The organism is Compostibacillus humi (assembly GCF_014637175.1).
GTDB classification, from domain to species: Bacteria; Bacillota; Bacilli; order Bacillales; family Amphibacillaceae; genus Oceanobacillus; species Oceanobacillus humi.
Window position 1 is genome coordinate 22,291 of record NZ_BMEV01000002.1, and the last position, 26,022, is coordinate 48,312.

Below are 26,022 nucleotides of genomic sequence, written 5' to 3' on the forward strand. Positions count from 1 at the left end.
CCTTCTCCTTATGGCAATTCAATCCTTTTGTTTTCCTTCGATTCTTTATATAAGACGATATTATTTCCAATAATTTGCACAACTTCACTGGAAGTGCCGAAAGCAAGCTGTTCTGCTACCGTATGTTTATCTTCCAAACAGTTTTGCAACACGCTCACCTTTAACAATTCTCGTTTTTCCAGGGCATCTCCGATTTGCTTAATCATATTCTCATTGACGCCATCTTTTCCTACTTGAAATATCGGCTTTAAATGATGTGCTTCCGACCGCAGAAATCGTTTTTGCTTTCCAGTTAGCATGTTCATCTTCCTTCCAAAATACGTTGCAGTTGTTCATCCATGTCATCCAGGGAGACGGTAATTCCTGTCCAAATTTCAAAGGCTAATTGGGCCTGATATAAAAGCATCGTATGGCCGTAATGGACTTTCGCCTTATTCTCCATTGCCATCTGCAAAAATCGGGTTAAAATGGGCTGATAAACGATATCGCTCACAATGGTTCCCGGTTTTAGCGAGGAAATCGAAAAAATTGCCTGGTCTGCTTCAGGCTTCATCCCAACGGAAGTCGTCTGGATGATTAAATCATACTGATTCAGCTTTTGCTCTGCTTTTTCCAAAGTATATACATTGGAAACAGTCCATGATTTTCCTAGTTTTGCAATCTCCTCTGCTTTTTCTGCAGTACGATTGGCAATATCAATATGCTGATACCCTTCGGAGGAGAGAGCGTAAAAAATTCCTCTTGCAGCACCGCCGGCACCGATAAGCAGAATCTTTAATGAATGGTCCGCCATCTCTTCCGGATATTTCACCTTTAACGAACGGACATATCCCAAACCATCCGTATTATACCCTATCCATCTGCCGCTTTTTAAATGAACGGTATTCACTGCCCCAATCTCACGAGCGGCAATATCCAATTCATCGAGATATGGGATAATAGCCTGTTTGTATGGTGCTGTCACATTAAAACCGGTAACGCCCTTTTCTTTCATCTCCTCCAGCTGGAAAGGGAGGTCTTCTTTTCGTTTTATTTCGTTAATCGTATAGTTCCCTTCCATCTTAGCCTTTCTCAAAAACTCTCCATGTATCCATGGAGACAAGGAATGCTGAATCGGGTAACCTATTAATTGAAATTTCATTCTTTTCCTCTCCCTAAATAATCGATTTTCTAATAATTGCCGGAACACCTTTCGGGCTAAAGACTCGCACTGTTAATGCACTTCCTGAAAGGCTGACCCAACCGAGTCCGGGAAAAACGATATCCGTCTTTTCTTCCCCAATGCGAAACGTCCTCTCTTCCAGCGGCGGCAATTGTTTTAGTGTCAATTCATTAGGCGGTGAAAGCAGTTTCGTAACATGATTTTCATATAATTCATCTGCTTTTTCCAGTTTTGTCCGGTGGATGTTCAAATCGTTGGAAAAATAACAGACGAAAGATTGCCTTTCTCCTTTTAAAAAGTCAATCCGGGCCAAACCTCCAAAAAACAGCGTCTGTTGCGAGTTGAGCTGATACACCTTCGGCTTAATTTCTTTCTTTGGTGTGATAATTTTTAAGTCCTCTTCTGACAGATAATGAACAATTTGCTGCTTATTAATAATCCCCGGGGTGTCGATGATTGCACTGGCATCATCCAGAGGAATCTTGATGAAGCCTAAAGTTGTCCCGGGAAAATAGGATGTCGTTATGACATCTTTATCTCCAGTAGACCTTTGAATCAGCCGATTAATAAAGGTCGATTTGCCGACGTTGGTTGTGCCGACAATATAGATATTTTTATTTTTGCGGTGCGCTTCCATAGAAGCTGCCAGTTCGTCCATGCCAAATCCTTTTTTGGAGGAAATTAAAAAGACATCTTCTGTCTTTATTCCCGCTTCTTTTGCCTGGGAACGCAGCCATTGGATTAGTTTTTGCTTATTCACCGACTTCGGCAATAAATCTACCTTGTTGCCGACAAGTATGATCGGATGGTTTCCGACAATGCGGTTAATTCCCGGGATGAAACTTCCGCTGACATCAAATATATCGATAATATATACGACTAATCCTTCCTGTTCACTAATGGAACTGACAAGCTGCATAAAGTCTTCATCGGACATGGAGATATCCTGAATTTCATTATAATGTTTTAAACGGAAACATCTTTGGCAAAGAATTGTATCCCGATTAAGGGAACTGCTTGGTGCATAACCTAATTTTTCCGGATCTGTTGTTTGTATTTGAATGCCGCATCCATTACAGAAAATGGTTTCCAAATTTATTCCTCCCAGCTGATTTTCCCTTTTTTCCGCAATTGCCTAAAAATAAATCGTTCAATTTTTCGATTGATTTTCGTAATTTTCCCGTCCGTTTCGACAATCGGTACAACTAATATCGTCTTTAAGCCAGCCATATTCCCGCCAAGTACATCGGTCAACAGCTGGTCACCGATGACGACAATTTCTTCCTTTTTAAGTTCCATTTCTTTTGCCGCCTTTAAAAATGCCTTTCTGAGGGGCTTTTTTGCGCTATACACGTATTTTGCTTTTAGCGGTTCGGCAAAGAAGGTTACTCTTTCCCGATTATTATTGGAAAGAATCGTTACTTTTATATTATTTTCCTTCATTTTCTGAAACCAGTCTTGTACTTCTGGTGTCGCTTCTTTCATATCCCAAGGCACTAATGTATTATCGAGATCGGTAATAATTCCCCGAATGCCTTCATTATGTAATTTTTCTGGCGTAATTTCAAAAATACTTTTGGCAAATTCATTTGGCAACATCAGATTCTTCAATCGTTACACCTCTAGACTAATGACAATTATACAATTCTAATCCTACAATAGAATGGGAGTAAAGAAAAGCTTTAGCTAAATTCAGTTGCAGTTGGAAAAGGGACTATTTTATGTTTCATTTTTATAGAAAATGACTGTTTTTCTTGAAAATCGTTCGACATTTCTCGATATTTTTTGAGTTGTGGATAAGTTTATTCACATTATCAACACGATAGATTTGCGATTTTTAGAGCATTTTAGACATTTTATACACAACTTATCTACAAGCGAGTGTAGATAAGTTGAATCTTGTCCATTAATTTGAATCATGTTAAATTATAAATAACTTGTTTTGAGTTAGAATTTAAAAATTTTTAGGAGGGCGCAAGGATGGAACACTTATCCGATGATTTGCTCATCGAGTCCTATTTCACGGCAACCCGCTTAAAGCTTAGCCCTGATTTTATATCCTTAATTGAAGACGAGATTCATAGAAGGTCGTTATCCCACTTAATTTTGAACAAGAAACAAGGAAGGTAGCATATATAGCAAATTTTGCTCTTATCCCACAGGATAAGGGTTAATTATTTTTCGGCTTTCTAAATATGATGGCCACAATTGTTGTATGGACAGACACGAAACCACCTCCACTCTCATAACAATGGAATATAGGCAAATACCCAGCCAGTGCTGTACTTGTATCTTCACAGTACTTAACTTAGGAGGTGAATGTATTTGTCCGGCATACTCACTGTCTTAGCGATGATTGTGAAAGAAGCCCTTTTTTTTGTCTCCTATGTTAAAAACCACGCATTTCCCCAGCCGTTACCCCCTGATGACGAAATGAAATATATCAAAGAAATGGAGAACGGGAGCAAAGAAGCCCGTAACAAACTGATTGAACATAATTTGCGTTTAGTGGCGCATATTGTAAAAAAGTTCGAAAATACGGGAGAAGATATGGAAGATTTAATTTCCATTGGCACGATCGGATTGATTAAAGGAGTGGAAAGTTATTCTCCCGACAAAGGAACAAAGCTTGCCACCTATGCGGCCCGCTGTATCGAAAATGAAATACTTATGCATTTGCGTTCATTAAAAAAGGTAAAAAAAGACGTCTCCCTCCATGACCCGATCGGTCAGGATAAAGAAGGAAACGAAATCAGCTTAATCGATATTTTAGAAGCAGAAAATGAAAACATTATCGAATACATTCAATTAAATATGGAAATTGAAAAAATGCAGGAATTTTTCTCCATTCTTGATCCCCGCGAAAGGGAAGTCATTATGTACCGTTACGGTTTAAACAATACACAGGAGATGACCCAAAGGGAAATCGCAAAAAAATTAAATATTTCCCGAAGTTACGTGTCCCGGATCGAAAAAAGAGCGTTAATGAAAGTATTCCATGAATATTACCGTAAAGAACGAAAAGAGAAAACATAGCTGCAAAGAATTGCAAAACATAAAATGATGTTGGCCGGTTCCTATTAGTCAGTTCCGGCCAAGTTTTTTGCCAGCATTACTCTCCCAGCTTTTTTACCATTTCCATCACAATCGCTGAAGCGTTTTTAGCCGCTGTTTCCAAAAATTCATCGAACGTTACCGAAGATTCTTTTCCGGCTATGTCTGATAATGCACGGAGAACAACAAAGGGGACGTTATACTGGTAGCAGACTTGGGCGATTGCTGCTGCTTCCATTTCTGCTGCTATGAGGTCTGGAAAATTTTTTTTAACCGCTGCAACATGGTCCGGGTCCGCCATGAACGAATCTCCGGTAGCAACCATTCCCTTAGCATAAGGAAGTTTGAGTTTTTTTACTGCATCTGTAGCTATCTGAACTAATCGGGAATCGCTTTGAAAGGCTGCAGGCATTCCCGGAACTTGTCCGAGAGCATAATCGAAAGCAGTTACGTCCACGTCATGATAGACGACTTCTGTAGAAATGACGATATCTCCGACATTGGAATGTTCTTGAAATCCTCCTGCCGATCCCGTATTAATGATTAACGACGGCGCAAACCGTTCATGTAAAATCGTTGTTGCCATTGCAGCATTTGTTTTTCCGATTCCGGATTTTAACAACACTGCCTCTTTGTCGGATAAATACCCTTTGACAAACAAACAATTAGCAACCGTAATATCTTCTTTGTTTTTCATTTCCTTTAATAGAATTTCAATTTCTTCATCCATTGCTCCAATAATGCCAATAACCATCCATTTACCTCCAACTGCTATTTTTTGTCGTTTTCTCTCAAGCGTTCCACTTTTGTCGGCTGCCATCCTTCGCCATCAATCCAGGATAAATAAACACGGTATATTTCTGTTTCTTCCTTGTCTGACACCGTTGCAACGACAGCTTGATCTCCGTCCCTGCCTATCCACCATTCAATAAGATTATCTTCCGGCAAATTTGTTGCTGCAATGATCGCCTTGCGCATTTCAATCCGGTCCTGAGATCCGTCGTCATAATCGATCGTATGAGGGCCTGCCTGTTCCGTCCCGACCGGCTGCCAATTGGCGACATATGCTTCAACGACTAACGGATCCGTTGACTCTACTCTCTCCTTTTGCAGGCTGCTGCCAGTGTGTTGAGAAACTTCTTCTGTTTCCTCTTCTTGAGTTGCTTCCATATTGTCCTCTTTTTCCGAGTCTTCTTCCACAATTACTACTTCATCAGAAGATTCCTCCGGCTGGGAAGAAACTGTATCGTTTTCTTTCGTTTCTTCCTTAGCTTTATTTTCTTTATCCTCTCCTCCAAAAATCCACGTTCCCAAGACTCCAAGAAATAGGACAATCGCCAAAACCGAGAAGACACGGATTAATTTTTTATTTCTCTTTCGCTTCTGCAGTTTATTGCGCCTCGAACGGCTATACATAAACGAAACCTCCTTGCCGAATATTTTACCATATCTGGCGAAGTTTGCTGTACAAACAATGTATGAACTTCCATCCACGTCTATACATTTTGATCTAAAAGTCTTCCAAACAGAAAAGCAGGATGCGATGATCCTGCTTCTTGTTTTTATGCTTTAAATTGTAAAAAAATGAAACATAAATTGCAATGAAAACGAAGGTCCATTATTCGACTTTTATGATTTTCACTTGAATATCCCCGCCGGGTGTCGAAACAGTTACTTCCGAACCAACCTCTTTGCCAAGCAAACTCTTTGCCATCGGGGAATCGTTCGAAATCTTTCCTTCAAATGGATCGGCTTCTGCACTTCCTACAATCGTATATGTTTCTTCTTCCCCGTCAGGAAGCTCGATAAACGTAACTGATTTTCCTAAGGAAACTGTATTATTATTTTCATCATTCTCAATAATGACGGCGTTGCGAATCATTTTTTCAAGCTGGGTAATCCGCTGTTCCACAAAAGCTTGTTCATCTTTGGCTGCATCATATTCAGAGTTCTCAGACAAGTCGCCAAAACCGCGGGCAATTTTGATCCGTTCCACAACCTCTTGTCTTCTCTCTGTTTTTAAGTATTCAAGCTCTTTTTCTAATTTTTCTTTCCCCTCTTTTGTCATATAATATTTTTTCTCTAATGACATATAAACACTCCTTTAGCATATGACCGTAATATTTCCGGGTTATGAAAAAAACCGTTTACAGCCAGTGTATTCTTATAAAAGCGATTTCATTCGCTTCCTTGCAGGAATTAAAAGATACTAATCAATACTATGGCAAACTTTCAAGAAATAATCAATACTTTTTGCCTTAATTATTTTTTCCCAAAACACTTTCAATTTTAGAAGCGATCATATCGATTGCTACTGCGTTTTCTCCGCCTTCCGGTATGATAACATCTGCAAACTTCTTTGTCGGTTCAACAAATTGTATATGGGAAGGCCTCACCTTCTCCACATATTGCCGTATAACCGAATCCAAATTCCTTCCCCGTTCTTTCGTATCCCGTAAAATCCGGCGGATAATACGGATATCTGCATCCGTATCAACAAACACTTTCATATCCATCATTGCAGTCAGTCGCGGTTCACCTAAGACTAAAATTCCTTCCACAATGATAACATCCTTCGGTTCCACCAGCACTGTTTCCTCCCGGCGGGTATGAACCGTGTAATCATATACTGGCCGGTAAATAGGCTGATAGTTGATTAATTGTTGAAGATGGGCGATAAGCAAATCGTTATCAAAAGCGGAAGGATGATCATAATTCGTCTTTAGCCGTTCTTCAAAGGAAAGATGGCTTTGGTCTTTATAATAATCATCCTGCTCCAACACTACAATACATTCACTGGAAATGCGCCGGCAGATGGATCGGGTCACCGACGTCTTGCCGCTGCCGCTGCCCCCGGCAACACCAATGACAACTGGTTTTCTTTTCATGTTTCTATTCCCTCTTCTCTTTCAATATGCTGGCTGACAGCAACCCCGTCACCGATAGGAAGTATGGAGGTGTGAAAGGATGGATGGGACATCACCCATTTATTATATTGCTTCAGTTTATTGACGAGATTTTTATATCTGGCTGGTACTGCTGCTCCCTCCAGCACAAAACCGCGAAATAACACATTGTCGCTGATAATAATTCCTTTCGGCGCCAATATAGGGGTCGCCAATTGGAAAAACTGCCGGTATTTCCCTTTTGCTGCATCAATGAAAATGACATCAAAAAGTCGTTCCTCCTTGGCAAGGCTTTCCATAATTTCTAAAGCATCGCCGGGAATGATTTCGATCTGCTCATTTTTTTGCAACCGTTCCACATTTTCTTTTGCCTGGACATACCGATTCTCATCTTTCTCAATCGTAACTATATGGCTTCCGGGAGAGGCAGCCGCCATGCGGAGTGCAGAATATCCGATTGCGGTCCCGATTTCTAAAATGTTTTTCGGTTCCTTCATTCGAATTAATTGCAATAGAAAATGCAAACTTTCTGTGTCCATTATCGGTATTCGTTCTTCTATTGCAGTTTTCTCCAGCTCCGCCACCCACTGTTCTTTTGCGGGCAATAATGATTGGATATAATTGCTCCAATTTTCGTCCATGTTAACCCCCATTTCGTGTAAAAACAAGGAAAATGTGATATTTCATCACATTTCCCTTACTTTATATATCGTTTATGATTTTCCATATGTTCTTCATAAGTTTTCGCAAAATGAATATTTCCATCCTTATCATGCAGGAAATACAAATAGTCTGATTCAGCCGGGTTCACTACTGCTTCGAGCGAACTTTTTGCAAAGTTGGCAATTGGCCCGACAGGCAATCCTTCGATATAGTACGTATTATAAGGCGACTCGGTTTCCGTATGTTCAATTAACGTTTTTTCCAAATGCATGCCAAGGGCGTAAGCTACCGTCGGATCTGTCTGCAGCGGCATGCCCTCTTCGAGTCGATTGTAAAATACTCCAGCTATTTGATCCCGCTGATCTTTATGGCCGGTTTCCTTTTCCACGATGGAAGCAAAGGTGATCGCTTCATGAATGGTAAGCCCCTTTTCGTCAATTGCTTCCATATAAGGGGTTACGACTAGTTCCGTTTGACGGAGCATTTCTTCCACAACCGATTGAATGGTCGGTGATTCTTCGTAGAAATCATAAGTAGCAGCAAATAAATAACCTTCTAAAGGAGTAATGATATCCTCATCCAAAATGTCCTCCGTCAAAATCGTCGGGAACATTTGCATTAACTGTCGGATGTACTCCTCATCATTTACGACTTCTAAAAATTCTTCTTTAGAAAACGGCAATACTTCAGCAAATCGTTCCGCTATTTGCTCGATGGTCAATCCTTCAGGAATGGTAACGGTATAAATCGGTTCCAGCAGAAGCTTGCCCGTTTGCAGGTTTTCGATAATTTCATCCAAATGCATCGATTTCGTAAATACATAGTTTCCGGCCTGGAAATCGGTTATATTATTTAATTTAATATAAAAGCGAAAAATTAAACCGTTTTTAATTACGCCATTTTCCTCTAAAATGTTAGCAATGGCTGATGCCGAAGAACCTAACGGAATTTCAACTTCAATTTGTTCCTCACTGTCCGGATCAACTGGTTCCAAGGCATTTTTTATGTATAAATAGCCAATTATGCCGCCAGATATCATCAAAATAGTTAACGCAAGGATAATAATAAAAACAATTTTGCGCACAATCTTCGCTTCTTCTCCTTGTTTTCTCAGATTGTTCATAAAGCTTGTTTTTCTATCGTCATTGGACATCCTTTTTCCCCCTTTCACCGGGTTCATTATACTAAAAATAGTATGGACAATCCATTGTTTTTGTTGAAAAATGTCAATATCATTGTCACCTGTTCATAAAAAGATAAGCTGATGTCCACTTCGACATCAGCTTAAATTTATGCATCTAATAAGTCTTCATCTGCCAAAGTATTGAGCATCTCTTCAACCATATCCCATTCTTCATCAGATTCAATTGGAAAGAGAGAAAAGTCGTCTTTATCATTTGCTTCATATCGAAATGCATATAATTCCATTTCTTCGTCATTCAGCTGTTCTACAGGAACCATAGCTACATAGGACTGATTCGTCTGATCGATATGGAATGTAAAAAACACTTCAAATAAATGTTCATCCCCGTTTTCATCGGGAACGATAATCCGTTCATGTTTATCAAATACCACAATGTCACCTCATTTATTGTTGGTCTAAATAACTTTGCAAAATGATGGCTGCCGCCATTTTGTCGATAACTTTTTTTCTCTTTTTGCGGCTGACGTCAGCCTCCAACAATATTCGCTCCGCAGCCATTGTCGATAGTCTTTCGTCCCAAAGTACGACAGGAATTTGAAAGGTCTTTTCGATGTGCTCCGCAAACTTTTTACTCGCTTCGCCGCGTTCGCCAATGGTGCCATTCATATTTTTTGGCAGACCAACAATAGCTTTTCCAATTCCATGTTCATTTATTATTTTTTTCAGCTCTTCATCGGCGGAATGAATGTTTCCTTCATCCCACTGAATCGTCTTCAATCCTTGGGCTGTCCATCCAAGGGCATCACTGATCGCCACACCAATTGTTTTTGAACCGACATCAAAGCCAATAATTTTCATTTATCGCTCTCTCTTCTTATGCTGCTCTAGATAAAACTTTACCAATTCTTCAATTACTTCGTCCCGCTCCACTTTGCGGATCAGGTTCCTTGCATCGTTATATCTAGGGATGTATGCCGGATCTCCTGACAGTAAATAACCGACAATTTGGTTTATTGGATTATATCCTTTTTCCTGCAGCGCTTCATGTACGGTAAATAATATTTCTTTTAAATTCTGTTCAAATGGTTCTTCTGAAAAATTAAATTTCATCGTTTTATCCATCGAACTCATTTTGACACCCCGTTTCTTTAAACATCTGGTGCAGACCTTTCCACGATTGCTGTAATTATTACATTATAGTTTACCATGAATTTACAATTATTAATAGTACGGAAATTATCTATGCATTATTCGTTTGCTTCGGCAATGAATGATTTTGTCTGTGCGAGAGCATCGGCAATTTTAGACGGATCTTTTCCGCCGGCTTGAGCCATGTCAGCTCGGCCGCCACCGCCGCCGCCGCAAATTTCGGCAGCTTGTTTAATAATCTTTCCTGCATGATATTTGTCTGTTAAATCCTTCGTAACCCCTGCTGCCAGCTGCACTTTGCCGTTAGTTTCTGCTGCCAATAAGATAATGCCCGACGAAATTTTCTGTTTTAGCTCATCGACCATTTTCCGGAGCTCATTCATATCTTTGACGGCAACTTTTTCAGCTACTACTGCAATATCCCCGATTTTTTCTGCTTGCTCCAGCAAGCTGGAAACTTGGGAATTTGCTAACTTAGCCCGCATCGACTCGTTTTCTTTCTGTAACTGTTTTAATTCTTGCTGCAAAGTTGTTAACCTTTCCAGCACTTTTCCTTCCGGAGCCTTTATCATTTGCGCCAACTGTTTGAGCAAGCGAACTTTATCCGCCAGCAGCTCAAAGGCAAATTTGCTCGTTGCTGCTTCAATTCTGCGGGTTCCTGCACCAATTCCGCTTTCCGATATGATCTTGAACAATCCGATTTCTGAGGTGTTATTTACATGGCAGCCGCCGCATAGTTCGATACTATAGTTGTCAATCTGAACGACCCGAACAATATCCCCGTATTTTTCGCCAAAGAGGGCCATTGCTCCCATTTCTTTCGCTTCTTCCAGCGGTTTATAGTCAATCTCCAATGATATTGCTTCCCATATTTTTTCATTGACGATTTGTTCAATTCTTTCCAGTTCTTCCATTGTAACCGGCTGAAAATGGGAAAAATCAAATCGCAATCGTTCTGGTGTAACAAGAGAACCGGCCTGATTGACATGATTACCGAGAACATCCTTTAACGCCTGATGCAGCAAGTGTGTTGCTGTATGGTTTTTGATGATGGAATTGCGGAATTCCGTATCGATCGCTGCTTGCACCAAATCTCCTGTCTGGAACGTGCCTTTTTCCATCACAACTCGATGCAGGTGCTGACCTTTCGGTGATTTTTGCACATCTTTCACGTATGCCTTGGCGCTGTCTGTATAAATCCAGCCCCGGTCGGCAATCTGTCCTCCGCTTTCCGCGTAAAAAGGTGTTTCCTTTAAAAGCAAATATAGTTCCTTTTCATTATCTTCATCGTCAATGATGGCGGTAATCGTCGTTGACACTTCGAAGTTATCGTAACCGACGAATTCACTTTCTGCATCCAAATTGGCAAATTTCTCATCTTGTACTTGCATCGAATCAACTTTTTGCCTTGCCTTTCGCGCCCGTTCCCTTTGTTTCTCCATTTCCTTTTGAAATCCATTTTCATCAATGGTAAATCCTTCTTTTTCCACATATTCCTTCGTCAGTTCAATCGGAAATCCATACGTATCGTATAGACGAAAAGCATGTTCTCCTGGAATGACCCTAGTGCCTTTTTTCCTTCCTTCTTCCAGAATATTTGTCAGCATTTGCAAACCTTCGTGTAACGTTTCATGAAATTTTTCTTCCTCAGCTTTAATCATTTTAGCGATGAAATCTTTCTTCTCCAGCACTTCCGGGTAGAAATCTTTCATAATTGCACCGACGGTTTCCACGAGTTCAAACATGAAAGGGCGATCGATGCCAATTTCTTTTGCGAAGCGGACGGCACGGCGAATTAATCTTCTTAACACATATCCCCGGCCTTCGTTTGAAGGCACAGCACCATCGCCGATGGCAAAGCTGACTGTACGAATATGATCCGCAATAACTTTATAGGCGGTATCCCCTTCTGTACTGCTCCCATACTTTTGGTTTGCCAGTTTTTCCGTTTCCTCAATGATTGGCATAAAGAGATCCGTTTCAAAATTTGTTGGCACATCTTGAAGTACAGATACAATCCGTTCCAAGCCCATACCAGTATCAATATTTTTCTTTGGAAGCGGTGTATACGTATCGTCCGGATTATGATTAAATTGGGAGAAGACGAGATTCCATATTTCTAAGTAACGGCCATTTTCACCGCCTGGATAGAGCTCCGGATCATCCGGGTTATTTCCATATTGTTCTCCCCGGTCGTAGAAAATTTCAGTGTTCGGTCCGCTTGGTCCTTCCCCGATGTCCCAGAAATTTTCTTCCAGACGAATAATTCTTTCCTTTGGCAATCCAATCGTATTTAGCCATATATCGTACGCCTCATCATCTTCCGGATGAACTGTAACAGACAGCCGATCGGGATCTAGGCCGAGCCAGTTCTCATCAGTCAAAAATTCCCACGCCCATTCAATTGCTTCTTTTTTAAAATAATCCCCTATGGAGAAATTCCCCAGCATTTCAAAAAACGTATGATGTCTTGCCGTATATCCGACATTTTCAATATCGTTCGTCCGGATGGATTTTTGGGCATTGACAATCCTTGGGTTTTCCGGAATTACCCGGCCATCGAAATATTTTTTCAATGTGGCCACTCCACTATTAATCCAAAGCAATGACGGGTCATCCACCGGAATTAACGATGCGCTCGGTTCCACCCGATGGCCTTTTTCTTTAAAAAAGTCGATAAACATTTGTCGCACTTGAGCTGAAGACAGCTTTTTCATTTTATCTATTTCCTCCTTCGTGGATTAATTTTTTCCATTAAAAAAATCTCCTCTCTGCTTTCTGCAGGGACGAGATTTCATCGCGGTACCACCCTAATTATGAATGCTTCACATTCATCACTTCATTCGGATAACGGTCTGCAACCGGCGGGGATTAGCCGCACTCCAGTGTAGCTTCCATGATTTTCGTTTAGGATTTTTTCAGCCGAGAAATCCCTCTCTATAAAACGAAGGTTATCATGTACTCTTCACTTTCAGCGTGTTGAAATAATTCAATTTTACTGGTTTCCAGTATAATGAAATTCAAAGAAATTGTCAATCATTGGCAGGAAGCGTCAAAAGATGATTTACGATTACCCGAATGACGGTTAGAACAGGTACGGCAAGGACCATTCCGGCAACCCCGAATAAATTGGAGCCGAGGATTAAAGCAAAGATAATTGCAGCCGGGTGAATCGCCACACTTTTGCCGACGATATACGGAGATAATAAATTTCCTTCGATAAGCTGGATAATAAAAATTCCCAAGAGCAGGAAGAAAATAATCTGAATGGACTCCGTCGTGGAAAAAGTGATAATCGCAGCAGGAATGGCGCCAATAATCGGTCCAAAATAAGGAATAAGATTCGTTATAGCCATAATGACAGCGAGAAGTAAAGCATATTTTAATTTTAATAGCTTAAAAAATATGAGTGATGCTAAACCGACAAAAAGACAAACGAGGAGCTGTCCTCTTATATATTTCCCTAGACTATCATCAATCGCATGGAGCACCATTACCGTTCGGTTGCGATACTTTTTGGGAATGAAGCGCTGAAAATATGCTTTCATTTTTTTAAAGTCTTTTAAAAAATAAAAGACGAGTACAGGAATAACGGTAAACATAACAATGGCATCGAAAATCCCGGTAAAACCGCCGATTAGGTTGGAAAGCAGTTCATCCAGGGAATGTTCAATCTGAAAAATTACTTCATCCATTTTATCGTGGACCGTTTCTGGCAGAAAAGAAGTATATTCATATACGCTTAAAATCGTCCGGTTATACAAATCAGTGAAAATATGGAAATTTTCAACTAAATCTTGGACTTGATGAACAATTCTCGGATAAATACGGTAAATCAAATAGCCAATTCCGCCAAAAAACAAAGTATAAATGAAGAGAATGGCTATCCCCCGGTGAATATTCCACCGATGTAACTGTTCAATGACCGGGTATAATAAATAGGCGATAACGGAAGCAATGATAAAAGGGGATAAAAGTTTCCACAGAAAAGAAAAAACGACCCCGTACACGGGGAAGGTCTTTACGAGTAAATAAACAAATAAAAACAATAAAATTCCAGTAACTAAGCCATACAGGAAATTTAACCGCTTACTGTTCAAAAACAACCTTCATCCCCCTTAAGCGAACGATTTTCAGGATGAATTAATACAGCTTTCTTTCCTCTTCGCTAAATAAATCGTTCAGGGAGCTTAAACTTCCGTCCGCTTCTATTTGGTGCACCGCCAGTTCATTATCAACGACGGTCATTTCGACAAAGCAATTCCAGCAATAATAGTTTTGGGCGCCGATTTTCCCAATATCTTTTCCGTTACAATTCGGGCATCTTAAAATCATCCATTCCACCTCTTTAATCGAAACGTTACAACGTTCAGCTTGCCCGAATATGAAAAAAAATATACCTATAAAAAATCGTATGGTGACAAGTCTTCTTCTCGTTTCCCGGAAATCGGCAAGATGTCCCCTAATTTTTCTTTCAACTGTTCTTCTAGTGTCGTATACCGTTTATTTGTATCCTCCCTTTCAATCCCCTTAAAAAAGGCTGATTTTTCGCCGCATATAATTAACGATTCTTTACTTCTCGTGATGGCGGTATAAAGAAGATTTTTACGAAGCATATGGTAATAGGAATGCAAAATCGGCAGAATGACGATGGGAAATTCGCTGCCCTGGGATTTGTGGATTGATATGCAATAGGCGTGCATCAAATTTTTATAGTCCTTTCGGTCATAAACTACTTCTCTTTCATCAAAACGAACTACAATTTGTTCCCGCTTTTCCACATTTTCATTTTCCTTAAATACAGCGACAATTTCGCCAATATCGCCATTATATATTCCATCTTCCGGCTGATTGACAAGCTGCAGCACTTTGTCGCCAACCCGATAGACGATGTCATTCAGTTTTACTTCCCTTTTTTTATTCGTCTTTGGATTTATAAGCTGCTGCAAATGCCGGTTAATTTCGTGGATACCGGCTTGGGTTTTATACATCGGTGCCAGCACTTGAATTTCCTTTTTCACATCGATCCCTTTTTTCATCGCCTTTTGAAACACTTGCAGAATACAGTCAATCAGCTGTTCCTGCCGGCACGGAATAAAGCTGAAACCTTGATCCCTCTCTAATGAGGATTCGTTGCACTTGCCGTTTTTAATTTCATGGGCGATCTGGATAATTTTTGACCCTTCTTTTTGCCGGTATACTTCATTTAATTTTAATGAAGGAATCGATTGGCTGCTTAATAAATCGGCTAAAACTTGTCCAGGGCCGACAGACGGAAGCTGGTCTTCGTCACCGACAAGGAGAACTTGCATATCATTTGGAATTGCTTTAAACAAGTGATTGGCCAGCCAAATATCAACCATTGAAAATTCATCAACAATCAGCAGTTTCCCTTTTAGCGGTTCGTGTTCATTCTTATCAAAACTGTCCGTGCCATTCCAGCCAAGCAAACGGTGAATTGTCATCGCGGGCAGTCCGGTGGATTCTGCCAGGCGTTTTGCCGCCCTCCCGGTAGGTGCGGCAAGCAGAAAGGGATTTTTGCTTTGCTTCCCTTCCTCTAACTCAATCTGATGCACTTTCCGGTATACTTGCAAAATTCCTTTAATGACCGTCGTTTTCCCCGTACCAGGACCTCCGGTGAGAATCATCATTTTCGAATGAATCGCTTTTTGAATCGCCTCAAATTGTTCTCTACCGTAACTGATGACTTCTTGTTCCTCGATTTCTCCGATCATTTTCATTAGTTCTGCCAGGGGAATTTCTACTTCCAATGGATGCTGCATTAATCTTTTCACATGGGAACTAAAGCCATCTTCTGCATAATAAAGCGAAGGCAAATAAATTTTTCCTTCTCGTATGATCACTTTCTTTTCCTTATCTAACTGTTCCAGTATGTCGATAAGCTTTTTTTCATCGCCAATTTGCAGCAAGTTCCCCATTTCCTGCAAACATTCCAGTATCGGCAAAAAGACATGACCATGTTGAACCGCCTGCTGGAGGACAAAAATACATCCGGCACCAATTCGGGTCGGGTGGTCAAAAGGAAGTCCATTTTTTACAGCGATTTCATCGGCAGTTTGAAATCCGAATCCTTCCACTTCAAAAACAATTTCGTACGGATCTTTTTCCAGTTTTTCAAGAGCTTCCATTTTATATTCCTGATAAATTTTCTGTGCCATTTTTAAGCCGATATGGTATTTTCCTAAATAAAGCACTACTTGGTCAAACCCTTGGTTCTCCCTTAGCTTTGCAATCAGTTTTTCTCCTGTCCCTTTTTTCAGTCCGGGAACCTTCTGCAAACAGTCAGGGTTTTCCATGATTTTTGTAATAGCGCCTTCACCTAATGTTTGGACAATTTTTTCCGCCGTTCTTTTTCCGATTCCCGGAAACAAATCACTGGATAAATAACCGATTAATCCAGCTGCTGTATCCGGAATATGTTGGTGATACTTTTCCACCCGATATTGCATCCCGTATTTGGCGTGGCGTTCCAGTTCACCGTAAAAATAATAGGTGATGTTTTCTTGCAATTTCGAAAAATATCCTTTGATGACGATCTCTTTCTCAGCGAAATCTTCTGTCGTTTCATCTATCCGAATTTTTGCAATGGAAAAATGTTCTGCTTCATCTGTATAAATCATATAAAGCAAATTTCCCCGGATATATTTCTCCTGTTCCACTGAAGGCCGAACTTTTTCCATAAAAATACCTCACTATTTATTCTTCATCGTTTCTTCTGCCGTTTGCTTTCCTTTTAACGCCAAGAGATGGTCTGGCTGGATTTCTATTGCTTTCTCAAAATGTGCAAGTGCCTCAGCATGATGTTCCCAAAAAAATTCGATAAGCCCATAATTATAATGGGCATCGGCATGATCCGGCTGAATCGATAATACTTTGTTGAAATAGACTGCAGCTTCTTCCAATTGATTGCATTGGGCTAATGATAAACCGTACTGGAACAAGTAATCAACATCCTGTTCATTTAATTCGGCTGCCCGCTGAAGATAGGGGAGAGCAAACCGGGACTGACCCTGTTTTTGTAAGGAAAGCCCGATCATGTAATAGACATCTCCATCGTTCATCCCTTTTTCCATCGCTTTCATAAAATAGGTTCGGGCCCGGTCAAAATTTTCCAGTTCAAAATAAACGTTTCCAAGTCCGTAGTAGGCAGAAACCGCATTATCGTCCAAGGAGATAGCCTTATTAAAAAATCGTTCGGCTTTCTCATATTGTTCAATGCGCAATAATAAGTTTCCAAAATTAATATAGCCTACCGGGTTTTCCGGCTCCTCCTCAATGACATCGTTAAACATTTTTGCCGCATCTTCGTATCGCTGCTCCTGCATAAATTGAATTCCTTGTCTATTTTTATCCATCGTCCCTCTCCTCAACCGACATAGGTTAAAGTCTTCTCGTCTTTATACACTTTATCAATCGTTGCCCCGCCCAGGCATATATCCCCATCATAAAAAACTACTGCCTGCCCAGGAGTGATTGCCCTTTGCGGCTCCTCAAAATCAACCCGCACTTTGTTTCCATCCAAGAGCGTTACTCTAACTTCACTATCTTTCTGACGGTAGCGGAATTTTGCGGTACAAGAAAAGCTTGTTTCGACCCCATCCGGCTGAATCCAGTTGACATCCGTAGCAATCAGGCCGTCGGAGTATAGCTTTTCATTATCATATCCCTGTTCCACATAAAGGATATTTTCTTTCAGATTTTTCCCGACAACAAACCACGGTTCTCCCGGACCGCCAATTCCGAGACCTTGCCGCTGGCCGATCGTATAATACATTAACCCGTCGTGCTTGCCTTTCACTTCCCCTTGGAGCGTCTGCATTTCCCCCGGCTGTGCCGGCAAATATTCGCTTAAAAACTCCTTGAAATTTCTCTCGCCAATAAAGCAGATTCCGGTTGAGTCTTTTTTCGTTGCAGTTGCCAGGCCGGCTTCCTTTGCAATTTCCCGTACTTTTGATTTTGGCAAATCACCTAACGGAAACATGACCTTTTTTAATACATCTTCCGATAGTTGATTGAGGAAATAGGTTTGGTCTTTATTGTCATCTGCTCCTCGCAGCAAATGGATTCTGCCGTCGATCTCCTTTACTCTGGCATAATGGCCAGTCGCCAAGTAATCTGCTCCAAGGGAAAGGGCATGGTCCAAAAAGGCTTTGAATTTTATCTCTTTATTGCACATGACATCAGGATTTGGCGTTCTTCCCGCCTTATATTCATCAAGGAAATAAGTAAATACTTTGTCCCAATATTCCTTCTCGAAATTTACCGAGTAATACGGAATGTCTAACTGGTTACAAACACGGATGACATCATTAAAATCTTCCGTCGCAGTACAAACGCCAAATTCGTCGGTATCATCCCAATTTTTCATAAAAATGCCAACAACGTCATACCCTTGTTCCTTAAGCAGCAGTGCTGCGACAGAGGAATCGACTCCTCCGCTCATTCCGACGACAACACGAATATTCTTCTTATCTGTCATACCTTTCATCCTTTTTTCGTTAATCGTTGTATTATCTTCGCTACCCGTTTCGCAGCCTCCCGCACATTTTCTTCTGTGTTAAAACTGCCAAAACTAAAGCGAATGGAATCGGTGATGCACGGACTGTTTTTGCCATACATGGCTACGAGCACATGGGACGGTTCTACGCTTCCTGCAGTACAGGCTGATCCGCTCGATGCAGCAATTCCGTCTAAATCCAAATTAGTAAGGAGTTGCTCCACATTCGTTCCGGGAAAGCGAATATTGATGATGGTAGCAATTTGGGATTCGATATCTCCATTTATCGCAAACTCTATTCCCTGTTCCTTTAGCACTTCCAAAAAAATTTGTTTATAAGACTGGTACAATGCATTTCGATGTTCCCGTTCTTTTATTGCCAATTGCACTGCTTTCTGAAAGCCGACGGCGCTCACTACGTTTTCCGTTCCTGCCCGTCTTTTTCGTTCCTGTTCTCCGCCGAATTGCAGTTGCTGTAAAGCGATTCCTTCTCTAGCATAGAGAAAACCGATTCCCTTTGGGCCGTTTATTTTATGGGCGGATACGGACAATAAATCAATGCCGAGCTGTTTAACATCTATGTCCAATAGACCGTAAGCTTGTACCGCATCGGTATGGAAATATGCAGAATGATTTTTCAGCAAGGCACCAATCTCTTCCACAGGCTGGATAATCCCCGTTTCATTATTCACATACATGACGGATACAAGAATGGTCTCATCGGTTAATGCTTCCTTTACGTCCTCTGCTTTAATTTTCCCATCTTCATACACGGGCAAATAAGTTACGCTAAAACCTGCCGATTCCAAATATTCAGCGGTATGAAGGGCAGCGTGATGTTCTTGTTGTGTTGTTATTATATGATTCCCACGGTTTCGATTAGCCAGCGCCGTGCCGATCAATGCCAAGTTGTCTGCTTCCGTCCCCCCGCTCGTAAAAATAATTTCCTTCTCATCGGCACCGATGCTCTGCGCCAGCGTTTCTCTTGCTTCGTCCAGCAGACGCCTTGCCTTTCTTCCAAATGAATGGACGCTGGACGGATTGCCAAACACCTCTTTTGCAACTTGATGCATCACATCAATAACGTCAGGATGCATCGGTGTCGTTGCAGCATGATCCAAATAAATGGCTTCCATTGTTCATTCCCTTTCTTCGTAAACTACTAAATATAAAACATGTACGACTGATTTTCATCCCCATTGTCATGGTTTGCCAAATCTTCTAACGTTGTCTGTTCCAAAACACTTTTAACCGCATCCCGGATCCGTTTCCACAATTCCTGCTGTGCCGGCTTCTCATTTTCAATTCCTTCCACGAGAACAATCGGTCCTTCTAAAACATGAATAATATCCCCTGCAGTTATATCTTTTGCCTTCTTCGCCAAAACATAACCGCCATAAGCTCCCCGGACACTGCGGATTAAACCGGCATTTCTTAAAGGAGAAGCAAGCTGTTCCAAATAATGCTCTGACAGGTTATTGTCACTAGCTATCGATTTTAAGGAAATGGGGCCATCCCCCTCTTTTTTTGCCAGTTCGATCATAATCGTCAGACCGTATCTTCCTTTTGTTGATATTTTCATAACTTTAGCACCTCTTATCTACAATTCACATTACCCTACAATACTAGTTATTATAGCATGAATCGTATTGTTCTTGCATTTGTCCCGGATTGGAATTAAGCTTAATTAAAGATACTATTAAAAGGAAGATGGCAATGAAACAACCTCTTGCATTCCGGATGCGCCCGACCCATATTAACGAAATTATCGGACAGAAACACCTGGTCGGGGAAGGAAAAATCCTGTCGCGGATGGTTCAGGCTAACCGGCTGGCATCCATGATTCTATTCGGACCTCCGGGAACCGGGAAAACGTCTTTAGCCGTCGCTCTTGCTAAAACTTTAGGCTTAAAGGCTAAAATGCTTAATGCGGTTACCGATAAAAAAAAGGATATGGAAATTGCCGTGGAAGAAGCAAAATTTACCGGCAATCTCGTTTTAATTTTAGATGAAGTTCACCGGCTGGATAAAGGAAAGCAGGATTTCTTGCTTCCCCACTTGGAAAACAATTTAATCACATTAATCGGCTGTACAACAAGCAATCCGTACCATTCTATCAATCCGGCCATCCGAAGCCGGTGTCATCTCTTTGAATTGCATCCTTTAACGAAAGATGATGTGATGGAAGCGTTGCTGCGTGCACTCCATGATAAGGAAAATGGATATGGCGATAAATCGATTGATATTTCCGAGGAAGCGCTGGAACACTTTGCCTTCGCTTCCGGCGGAGATTTAAGGGCAGCGTTAAACGGTTTAGAATTGGCGGTTGCATCCACCCCGCCGGATTCAGAAGGGACGATCTCCATCGATCTTCCCATCGCCGAGGAGTGTATGCAAAAGAAGAGCTTCTCCCATGATAAAGATGGAGATGCCCATTATGATGTATTGTCCGCTTTTCAAAAATCGATTCGCGGAAGTGATGTCGATGCGGCGTTACATTATTTGGCAAGATTAATTGAAGCTGGTGATTTAGACAGTATTGCCCGCAGACTCATCGTTACAGCCTACGAAGATATCGGCCTTGCCAACCCCCAGGCTGGACCGCGCGCCCTTGCTGCTGTAGAAGCTGCCGAGCGACTCGGATTTCCTGAAGCCAGGATTCCGCTAAGCGTCGCCTTAATTGAGCTCTGTCTGTCGCCAAAATCAAATTCCGCATACAAAGCATTAGATGCGGCCATCTCAGATGTTCGGAACGGTCTTGCAGGTGAAATCCCGAAACATTTAAAAGATGCGCATTACAAAGGGGCGGAAAAATTAGATAGAGGAATAGGTTATAAATATCCCCACGATTTTGACAGCAGCTGGGTGGATCAGCAATATTTGCCGGACTCTATTAAAAATAAACAATACTACTATCCAAAAAACTCTGGTAAATTCGAGCAATCTTTGAAACAAGTCTATGATAAAATTCGTTCGCAAAAAAAGAATTAAGGTATAAATTCAGCTCCTTACGGCAACAATAAGTAGTACCAATTTGGATTCATAATCAAAATAGAATTTACAGTCAGAATACTAGTTAATGAAATCTCTGGATGCATAACAATTGTCCCAATTGCCAGCAATGGAAATCAAAACTAGCTGACTGTAAATCAAAGAAGGAATCTTCTGTAATGCTACTAGATAAAGGAGTTGAACGAAATGGCAAAAGTCAGACAAGATGCCTGGTCCCATGAAGATGATTTATTGCTTGCAGAAACGGTGCTGCGGCATATCCGGGAAGGCAGTACGCAATTAAATGCTTTTGAGGAAGTTGGCGACAAATTAAATCGTACATCCGCCGCCTGCGGTTTTCGCTGGAATGCAGAGGTGCGGCAGAGGTATCAAAGCGCCATTGAACTTGCAAAACGCCAGCGAAAAGAGAAAAAGCGGGCAATGGCTAAACAATCGCAAAAGTGGAAAAAACCAGCAATTTCCCTCAGTAGTGATATAGATTCAGGAACGGGTTCAGAAAATCCGCCTGTCATTACGATAGATACTGTTATTCATTTTTTAAAAGAGCTAAAAAAAGAATATCAAGTATCGAACCAATCAAAAACTACATTGGAACAGTTCCAAAAGGAAAATGAAACTTTAAAGCAGAAAATTTCCGAATTGGAAAAAGAACTTAAAGTAAAAGAAAAAGAATTAACAACAATGAGAGAAGATTACCAGACTTTTATTCAAATTATGGAACGGGCTAGAAAGATGACCGTTTTTGAAGACCATGGAACGATGAAAGCCCCAACGTTCCGCATGGACAAAAACGGCAATTTGGAACAGGTAGCAAATAGCACAAATTAAGAGCAGCGACTGGATAGAAAGAATTATCCAGTCGTTTTTATTTGTAAAAAAAGAACCCTCCTGGAGGGTTCTAAAGATTCCATTCCTATGTACAAATCCCGATATGCCGTCTATTCGTATCGTTTTGATCCCGCTCTTGGCAGGTGGGTGCCCTGTTTTATGTTTATTATGCTTCCGCTGAAAGCTGCGGCCTGCATGCAACATAAAAACTGCAGGCTCCCTTTGTTAATGGTGTTCGGTCAATTACTTTACGATAGACGCACAAATCAGGATTTGTAGTACGATAAAATATCGTACTGCTTTGTAAATTTATCTTAACATACGAGATTCCCTTTTTCAATAATTCCTGTATGAAAAGATGCGTCCTCTTTTGTTACATTTCCATTACACGGATGGTTAATCATTTTTTACTTTAATGCCGATTGCCAGTTCATCCAATTGGGCATTGCTGACTTGGCTTGGCGCCTCTGTCAATAAATCCGATGCGGATGCCGTTTTCGGGAATAAAATTGTATCCCTGATGTTCGTCGTTCCGGCTAGAAGCATAATAATTCGGTCAAGACCGAGGGCAATTCCGCCGTGGGGAGGAGCGCCATATTCCAAGGCATCGAGAAGGAAACCAAACTGCTCCCTTGCCGTTTCTTCCGTAAAGCCCAGCACTTTAAACATTTTATTTTGCACGTCCCGCTGGTAAATTCTAATGGATCCTCCTCCCAATTCATACCCGTTTAACACAAGGTCATAAGCGTTCGCTTTTACGCTTCCAGGATCCGTTTCTAATTTGTCTATATCTTCTTCCTGTGGAGAGGTAAATGGATGGTGAGCGGCATAATACCGGCCTTCTTCTTCATCATATTCCAATAATGGCCAATCTGTAACCCACAGGAAATTAAATTTTTCCTCATCAATTAATTGCAGTTCTTTGCCTAATTTCAGCCGCAATGCACCTAAACTTTCGTATACGACAGCTGGTTTGTCTGCAACGAACAGCAGTAAATCCTCGTTTTCTCCATCCGCTTTTGCAGATATTGCTTCCAGTTCTTCAGCTGACAGAAACTTGGCTATCGGCCCTTTAAACTGGTCTTCTTCCAGTTTAATCCAGGCCAGCCCTTTTGCACCGTAAATTTTTACGAAGTCAGTAAGCTTATCAATATCCTTCCTCGAAAAATCACTTGCAGCACCTTTCACGTTTAATAAGCTTACTTTGCCGCCTTCTGCTACTGCATTGCGAAAGACCTGAAACGAAGAATTTTTCACGATGTCGCTTACATGAATCAGTTCCAGTCCAAACCTTGTATCCGGCTTGTCCGAACCAAATCGTTCCATTGCTTCGGCATAGCTGATACGCGGCAGCGGCAATTCAATATCGACTCCCTTTACCTCTTTCCATACATGCTGCATCATTCTTTCTGTCATATCCATAATGTCATCGCTCGACATAAAAGAAGTTTCAATATCAATCTGAGTAAATTCCGGCTGTCGGTCTGCCCTTAAGTCTTCATCACGGAAGCATCTTGCAATTTGATAATATTTTTCAAATCCGCTCACCATAATTAGCTGTTTAAATAATTGCGGCGATTGGGGCAGCGCGTAAAATTCTCCCGGGTGTATCCGGCTCGGTACTAAATAATCTCTCGCACCTTCAGGCGTGCTCTTCGTCAATATCGGAGTTTCCATCTCGAAGAACCCTTCCTGATTGAGAAAGCTGCGTACAGCCTGGGTTGTTTTATGCCGCAAAATAATCACTTCTTGCAATGGTTTTCTCCGCAAATCAATATAGCGGTATTTCAGACGCAAATCTTCGGACACATCGGTGTCATCACTAATCGTAAAAGGCGGTGTCTTCGCCTTATTTAGTACGCGGATTGACTGTGCAACAACTTCTACTTTTCCTGTCGGCAAGTTGGGATTAACCGTTTCCTCGCTTCTTGCCACAACCCGCCCTCTTATTTCAACGACGTATTCAGAACGGATGTTTTCCGCCACTTCCAAGGCATCCTTTGACTCATCCGGGTTAAACACTACCTGAATAATACCGGAAATGTCCCGCAAGTCGATAAAGATTAATCCGCCTAAATCCCGCCGTTTTTGGACCCAGCCTTTTAACAGCACTTCTTCATTAATCTGTGAATCGGTTATCGTTCCTGCATGAATTCTCTTAAGCATCTGTTTGACCTCCTACAAGCAGCCTTTGCATCGTTTCTGAAAGGGTATTTAAAGGTATTTCCCTTTGTTCTCCCGTATCCATTGATTTTACCGTTATTTTTTGTTCTTGTAATTCTTCATCCCCTAGTATGAGGACAAATTTGGCCTGGTAACGGTCGGCAGCTTTCAGCTGACCTTTCATTTTCCGGTTTAAATAATCCTGATCCGTCTGAATGCCCATGGAACGCAATTCGCGGACAACTCTGGCAGCTTCTTCTTTCGCTTCATCTCCGACCGCAACGACAAAGCAATCCAGCCGTTCGTCTATCGGAATGGAAATATCCTCCGCCTCCAATGCCATCATAAGTCTTTCCATTCCCATGCCGAATCCGATGGCAGGTGTTTCCGGTCCGCCCAATTCTTCAATCAGACCGTTATATCTTCCGCCGCCGGCCAAAGTCGTAATGGCGCCAAATCCATCCGCATCGCTCATTATTTCAAAAGTAGTATGATTGTAATAATCTAAGCCGCGGACAAGGGTCGGGTCCACTTCGTACTCTATACCGATTTTCGTTAAGTATTTTTTCACTTGTTCAAAATATTCCTTTGACTCTTCATTTAAATAATCCAGTATTGAAGGAGCAGTTTTCATCGCAGGATGGTTATGATCTTTTTTGCAATCCAATACCCGCAACGGGTTTTGCTCCAGACGGGATTGACAATCTTCACAAAGTTCGCTTCGCACTGGCGTAAAATGTTTAACCAAAGCATTTCGATGTTCCACTCTGCTTTCCTGGTCGCCTAACGAATTTATCACTAATTTTATAGATTTTAGTCCCAGTTCCTTATATACTGTCATTGCCAAGTCAATGACTTCCGCATCAACACTCGGGTCGTCACTGCCGAGAACTTCCACACCAAATTGGTTTAATTGCCGCATTCTTCCCTTTTGCGGACGTTCATAGCGGAACATTTGCGCTAAGTAATACAATTTAACCGGCTGGTTCGCCTCGCCATAGAGCTTATATTGTACAAAGGCCCGGGAAACCGACGCTGTTCCTTCTGGTCTTAACGTAATGCTGCGTCCGCCCCGGTCTTCAAATGTATACATTTCCTTTTGGACAATATCCGTCGTATCGCCTACCCCTCTCTGGAATACTTCCGTATGTTCAAATACAGGGGTGCGAATTTCATGATAGTTGTATCTTCGGCAAATATCCTTTATTTTATTTTCTACATATTGCCACCGTTTTGTATCCTTCGGCAATAAGTCTGCCGTTCCCCTAGGGGCTTTCATCATTCGAATTACCTCCTCAATATATGTATCCTAAATCACATTGAAAAAACTCCCGTCCCTATAAAAGGGACGAGAGTTAACCCGCGTTGCCACCCTAGTTGATGCTTTTGGAGCATCCACTTTCACAGTTAACGCCTGCATACG

Annotated in this window: 27 protein-coding genes, 1 other RNA gene and 2 other annotated features (1 of these 30 only partly in view); of the genes, 4 read left to right on the forward strand and 24 right to left on the reverse strand. The window is 41.3% G+C overall.

The genetic code is table 11. The features are described from left to right. Positions 1–8: 8 nt before the first annotated feature. The 4 genes from yhbY to IEV18_RS00630 are packed head-to-tail and all read right to left on the reverse strand — an operon-like array spanning position 9 to position 2,761. Positions 9–299 (reverse strand): ribosome assembly RNA-binding protein YhbY, encoded by a 291-nt coding sequence (gene yhbY / locus IEV18_RS00615; RefSeq protein WP_188390426.1) that lies wholly within the window; start codon positions 297–299, stop codon positions 9–11. A 2-nt stretch (positions 300–301) separates the two neighbouring features. Then, positions 302–1,141, reverse strand: coding sequence for a shikimate dehydrogenase (gene aroE, locus IEV18_RS00620; protein WP_188390427.1), 840 nt, complete (start codon positions 1,139–1,141; stop codon positions 302–304). Positions 1,142–1,154: 13 nt separating this feature from the next. Next, positions 1,155–2,255, reverse strand: a complete 1,101-nt coding sequence (gene yqeH, locus IEV18_RS00625; protein ID WP_188390428.1) for a ribosome biogenesis GTPase YqeH — start codon at positions 2,253–2,255, stop codon at positions 1,155–1,157. Between the two features lie 2 nt (positions 2,256–2,257). Beyond that, complete coding sequence (locus tag IEV18_RS00630; protein ID WP_188390502.1) at positions 2,258–2,761, reverse strand: YqeG family HAD IIIA-type phosphatase; 504 nt, start codon at positions 2,759–2,761, stop codon at positions 2,258–2,260. A 381-nt stretch (positions 2,762–3,142) separates the two neighbouring features. Between IEV18_RS00630 and IEV18_RS00635 the strand changes: the two genes are divergently transcribed. Next, on the forward strand, positions 3,143–3,292 hold the full coding sequence (locus tag IEV18_RS00635) for a sporulation histidine kinase inhibitor Sda (protein WP_188390429.1): 150 nt from the start codon (positions 3,143–3,145) through the stop codon (positions 3,290–3,292). A 195-nt stretch (positions 3,293–3,487) separates the two neighbouring features. Continuing rightward, positions 3,488–4,198, forward strand: a complete 711-nt coding sequence (gene sigK, locus IEV18_RS00640; protein ID WP_188390430.1) for an RNA polymerase sporulation sigma factor SigK — start codon at positions 3,488–3,490, stop codon at positions 4,196–4,198. A gap of 76 nt (positions 4,199–4,274) precedes the next feature. Here sigK and mtnN read toward each other — a convergent pair whose 3' ends face one another. The 17 genes from mtnN to cymR form a co-directional block, all read right to left on the reverse strand. After that, positions 4,275–4,970: a 5'-methylthioadenosine/S-adenosylhomocysteine nucleosidase gene (mtnN, locus tag IEV18_RS00645; protein WP_188390431.1), complete on the reverse strand. Its 696-nt coding sequence runs from the start codon at positions 4,968–4,970 to the stop codon at positions 4,275–4,277. Positions 4,971–4,987: 17 nt separating this feature from the next. Beyond that, positions 4,988–5,632 (reverse strand): YrrS family protein, encoded by a 645-nt coding sequence (locus IEV18_RS00650; RefSeq protein WP_188390432.1) that lies wholly within the window; start codon positions 5,630–5,632, stop codon positions 4,988–4,990. Between the two features lie 202 nt (positions 5,633–5,834). Continuing rightward, complete coding sequence (gene greA, locus IEV18_RS00655) at positions 5,835–6,308, reverse strand: transcription elongation factor GreA (RefSeq protein WP_188390433.1); 474 nt, start codon at positions 6,306–6,308, stop codon at positions 5,835–5,837. Positions 6,309–6,474: 166 nt separating this feature from the next. After that, complete coding sequence (gene udk / locus IEV18_RS00660) at positions 6,475–7,104, reverse strand: uridine kinase (protein ID WP_188390434.1); 630 nt, start codon at positions 7,102–7,104, stop codon at positions 6,475–6,477. Beyond that, positions 7,101–7,763 (reverse strand): O-methyltransferase, encoded by a 663-nt coding sequence (locus IEV18_RS00665; RefSeq protein ID WP_188390435.1) that lies wholly within the window; start codon positions 7,761–7,763, stop codon positions 7,101–7,103. Before IEV18_RS00665 ends, udk begins: the two co-directional genes overlap by 4 nt. A 56-nt stretch (positions 7,764–7,819) precedes the next feature. Further along, the gene (mltG, locus tag IEV18_RS00670; protein ID WP_188390436.1) at positions 7,820–8,938 is read right to left on the reverse strand and encodes an endolytic transglycosylase MltG; all 1,119 of its coding nucleotides are present in this window, start codon (positions 8,936–8,938) and stop codon (positions 7,820–7,822) included. 137 nt (positions 8,939–9,075) lie between these two features. Beyond that, positions 9,076–9,360 carry a DUF1292 domain-containing protein gene (locus IEV18_RS00675; protein ID WP_188390437.1) on the reverse strand — a complete coding sequence of 95 codons (285 nt, stop codon included), beginning with the start codon at positions 9,358–9,360 and terminating at the stop codon, positions 9,076–9,078. A 13-nt stretch (positions 9,361–9,373) separates the two neighbouring features. Continuing rightward, positions 9,374–9,787: a Holliday junction resolvase RuvX gene (gene ruvX, locus IEV18_RS00680; protein WP_188390438.1), complete on the reverse strand. Its 414-nt coding sequence runs from the start codon at positions 9,785–9,787 to the stop codon at positions 9,374–9,376. Then, positions 9,788–10,060, reverse strand: a complete 273-nt coding sequence (locus tag IEV18_RS00685) for an IreB family regulatory phosphoprotein (protein WP_188390439.1) — start codon at positions 10,058–10,060, stop codon at positions 9,788–9,790. 116 nt (positions 10,061–10,176) lie between these two features. Beyond that, the gene (gene alaS, locus IEV18_RS00690; protein WP_188390440.1) at positions 10,177–12,795 is read right to left on the reverse strand and encodes an alanine--tRNA ligase; all 2,619 of its coding nucleotides are present in this window, start codon (positions 12,793–12,795) and stop codon (positions 10,177–10,179) included. Positions 12,796–12,857: 62 nt separating this feature from the next. Further along, positions 12,858–13,062: a binding site (T-box leader), on the reverse strand. A gap of 48 nt (positions 13,063–13,110) precedes the next feature. Further along, positions 13,111–14,184: an AI-2E family transporter gene (locus IEV18_RS00695; RefSeq protein WP_188390441.1), complete on the reverse strand. Its 1,074-nt coding sequence runs from the start codon at positions 14,182–14,184 to the stop codon at positions 13,111–13,113. Between the two features lie 37 nt (positions 14,185–14,221). Continuing rightward, positions 14,222–14,413: a YrzR-like zinc ribbon domain gene (locus IEV18_RS00700; protein WP_188390442.1), complete on the reverse strand. Its 192-nt coding sequence runs from the start codon at positions 14,411–14,413 to the stop codon at positions 14,222–14,224. Between the two features lie 65 nt (positions 14,414–14,478). Further along, positions 14,479–16,779 carry an SF1B family DNA helicase RecD2 gene (gene recD2 / locus IEV18_RS00705; protein ID WP_188390443.1) on the reverse strand — a complete coding sequence of 767 codons (2,301 nt, stop codon included), beginning with the start codon at positions 16,777–16,779 and terminating at the stop codon, positions 14,479–14,481. A 12-nt stretch (positions 16,780–16,791) separates the two neighbouring features. Then, a complete protein-coding gene (locus tag IEV18_RS00710; protein WP_188390444.1) occupies positions 16,792–17,454 on the reverse strand; it encodes a tetratricopeptide repeat protein in 663 nt (220 codons plus the stop codon). A gap of 11 nt (positions 17,455–17,465) precedes the next feature. Further along, the gene (gene mnmA / locus IEV18_RS00715; protein ID WP_188390445.1) at positions 17,466–18,578 is read right to left on the reverse strand and encodes a tRNA 2-thiouridine(34) synthase MnmA; all 1,113 of its coding nucleotides are present in this window, start codon (positions 18,576–18,578) and stop codon (positions 17,466–17,468) included. Between the two features lie 5 nt (positions 18,579–18,583). Beyond that, positions 18,584–19,732, reverse strand: a complete 1,149-nt coding sequence (locus IEV18_RS00720; RefSeq protein ID WP_188390446.1) for a cysteine desulfurase family protein — start codon at positions 19,730–19,732, stop codon at positions 18,584–18,586. 26 nt (positions 19,733–19,758) lie between these two features. Continuing rightward, a complete protein-coding gene (gene cymR, locus IEV18_RS00725; RefSeq protein ID WP_188390447.1) occupies positions 19,759–20,178 on the reverse strand; it encodes a cysteine metabolism transcriptional regulator CymR in 420 nt (139 codons plus the stop codon). A gap of 134 nt (positions 20,179–20,312) precedes the next feature. Between cymR and IEV18_RS00730 the strand changes: the two genes are divergently transcribed. Together IEV18_RS00730 and IEV18_RS00735 are read left to right on the forward strand one after the other, a co-directional pair. Next, positions 20,313–21,587, forward strand: coding sequence for a replication-associated recombination protein A (locus IEV18_RS00730; RefSeq protein ID WP_188390448.1), 1,275 nt, complete (start codon positions 20,313–20,315; stop codon positions 21,585–21,587). A 207-nt stretch (positions 21,588–21,794) separates the two neighbouring features. Further along, positions 21,795–22,436 (forward strand): RsfA family transcriptional regulator, encoded by a 642-nt coding sequence (locus IEV18_RS00735; RefSeq protein WP_188390449.1) that lies wholly within the window; start codon positions 21,795–21,797, stop codon positions 22,434–22,436. Positions 22,437–22,527: 91 nt separating this feature from the next. On the opposite strand, the gene ssrS is transcribed toward IEV18_RS00735, so the two are convergent. The 3 genes from ssrS to hisS form a co-directional block, all read right to left on the reverse strand. Next, a non-coding RNA gene (gene ssrS / locus IEV18_RS00740) (6S RNA) lies at positions 22,528–22,712 on the reverse strand. Between the two features lie 120 nt (positions 22,713–22,832). Next, a complete protein-coding gene (gene aspS / locus IEV18_RS00745; protein WP_188390450.1) occupies positions 22,833–24,602 on the reverse strand; it encodes an aspartate--tRNA ligase in 1,770 nt (589 codons plus the stop codon). After that, a complete protein-coding gene (gene hisS, locus IEV18_RS00750) occupies positions 24,595–25,878 on the reverse strand; it encodes a histidine--tRNA ligase (RefSeq protein WP_188390503.1) in 1,284 nt (427 codons plus the stop codon). The genes aspS and hisS overlap by 8 nt, the downstream gene beginning before the upstream one ends. Before the next feature lie 62 nt (positions 25,879–25,940). Beyond that, positions 25,941–26,022 (reverse strand) — a binding site (T-box leader); it runs 133 nt beyond the window's last position.

Bases quoted from the DNA above. Each gene is read 5' to 3' on its own strand.
- mnmA (WP_188390445.1), bottom strand. From the start codon at position 18,578: ATGACAGATAAGAAGAATATTCGTGTTGTCGTCGGAATGAGCGGAGGA.
- aspS (WP_188390450.1), bottom strand. From the start codon at position 24,602: ATGCTTAAGAGAATTCATGCAGGAACGATAACCGATTCACAGATTAAT.
- greA (WP_188390433.1), bottom strand. From the start codon at position 6,308: ATGTCATTAGAGAAAAAATATTATATGACAAAAGAGGGGAAAGAAAAA.
- IEV18_RS00685 (WP_188390439.1), bottom strand. From the start codon at position 10,060: ATGAGTTCGATGGATAAAACGATGAAATTTAATTTTTCAGAAGAACCA.
- aroE (WP_188390427.1), bottom strand. From the start codon at position 1,141: ATGAAATTTCAATTAATAGGTTACCCGATTCAGCATTCCTTGTCTCCA.
- IEV18_RS00730 (WP_188390448.1), top strand. From the start codon at position 20,313: ATGAAACAACCTCTTGCATTCCGGATGCGCCCGACCCATATTAACGAA.
- IEV18_RS00720 (WP_188390446.1), bottom strand. From the start codon at position 19,732: ATGGAAGCCATTTATTTGGATCATGCTGCAACGACACCGATGCATCCT.
- IEV18_RS00635 (WP_188390429.1), top strand. From the start codon at position 3,143: ATGGAACACTTATCCGATGATTTGCTCATCGAGTCCTATTTCACGGCA.
- IEV18_RS00700 (WP_188390442.1), bottom strand. From the start codon at position 14,413: ATGATTTTAAGATGCCCGAATTGTAACGGAAAAGATATTGGGAAAATC.
- udk (WP_188390434.1), bottom strand. From the start codon at position 7,104: ATGAAAAGAAAACCAGTTGTCATTGGTGTTGCCGGGGGCAGCGGCAGC.
- IEV18_RS00710 (WP_188390444.1), bottom strand. From the start codon at position 17,454: ATGGATAAAAATAGACAAGGAATTCAATTTATGCAGGAGCAGCGATAC.
- yhbY (WP_188390426.1), bottom strand. From the start codon at position 299: ATGCTAACTGGAAAGCAAAAACGATTTCTGCGGTCGGAAGCACATCAT.
- IEV18_RS00650 (WP_188390432.1), bottom strand. From the start codon at position 5,632: ATGTATAGCCGTTCGAGGCGCAATAAACTGCAGAAGCGAAAGAGAAAT.
- alaS (WP_188390440.1), bottom strand. From the start codon at position 12,795: ATGAAAAAGCTGTCTTCAGCTCAAGTGCGACAAATGTTTATCGACTTT.
- IEV18_RS00665 (WP_188390435.1), bottom strand. From the start codon at position 7,763: ATGGACGAAAATTGGAGCAATTATATCCAATCATTATTGCCCGCAAAA.
- IEV18_RS00735 (WP_188390449.1), top strand. From the start codon at position 21,795: ATGGCAAAAGTCAGACAAGATGCCTGGTCCCATGAAGATGATTTATTG.
- ruvX (WP_188390438.1), bottom strand. From the start codon at position 9,787: ATGAAAATTATTGGCTTTGATGTCGGTTCAAAAACAATTGGTGTGGCG.
- recD2 (WP_188390443.1), bottom strand. From the start codon at position 16,779: ATGGAAAAAGTTCGGCCTTCAGTGGAACAGGAGAAATATATCCGGGGA.
- hisS (WP_188390503.1), bottom strand. From the start codon at position 25,878: ATGAAAGCCCCTAGGGGAACGGCAGACTTATTGCCGAAGGATACAAAA.
- mltG (WP_188390436.1), bottom strand. From the start codon at position 8,938: ATGTCCAATGACGATAGAAAAACAAGCTTTATGAACAATCTGAGAAAA.
- cymR (WP_188390447.1), bottom strand. From the start codon at position 20,178: ATGAAAATATCAACAAAAGGAAGATACGGTCTGACGATTATGATCGAA.
- mtnN (WP_188390431.1), bottom strand. From the start codon at position 4,970: ATGGTTATTGGCATTATTGGAGCAATGGATGAAGAAATTGAAATTCTA.
- IEV18_RS00630 (WP_188390502.1), bottom strand. From the start codon at position 2,761: ATGTTGCCAAATGAATTTGCCAAAAGTATTTTTGAAATTACGCCAGAA.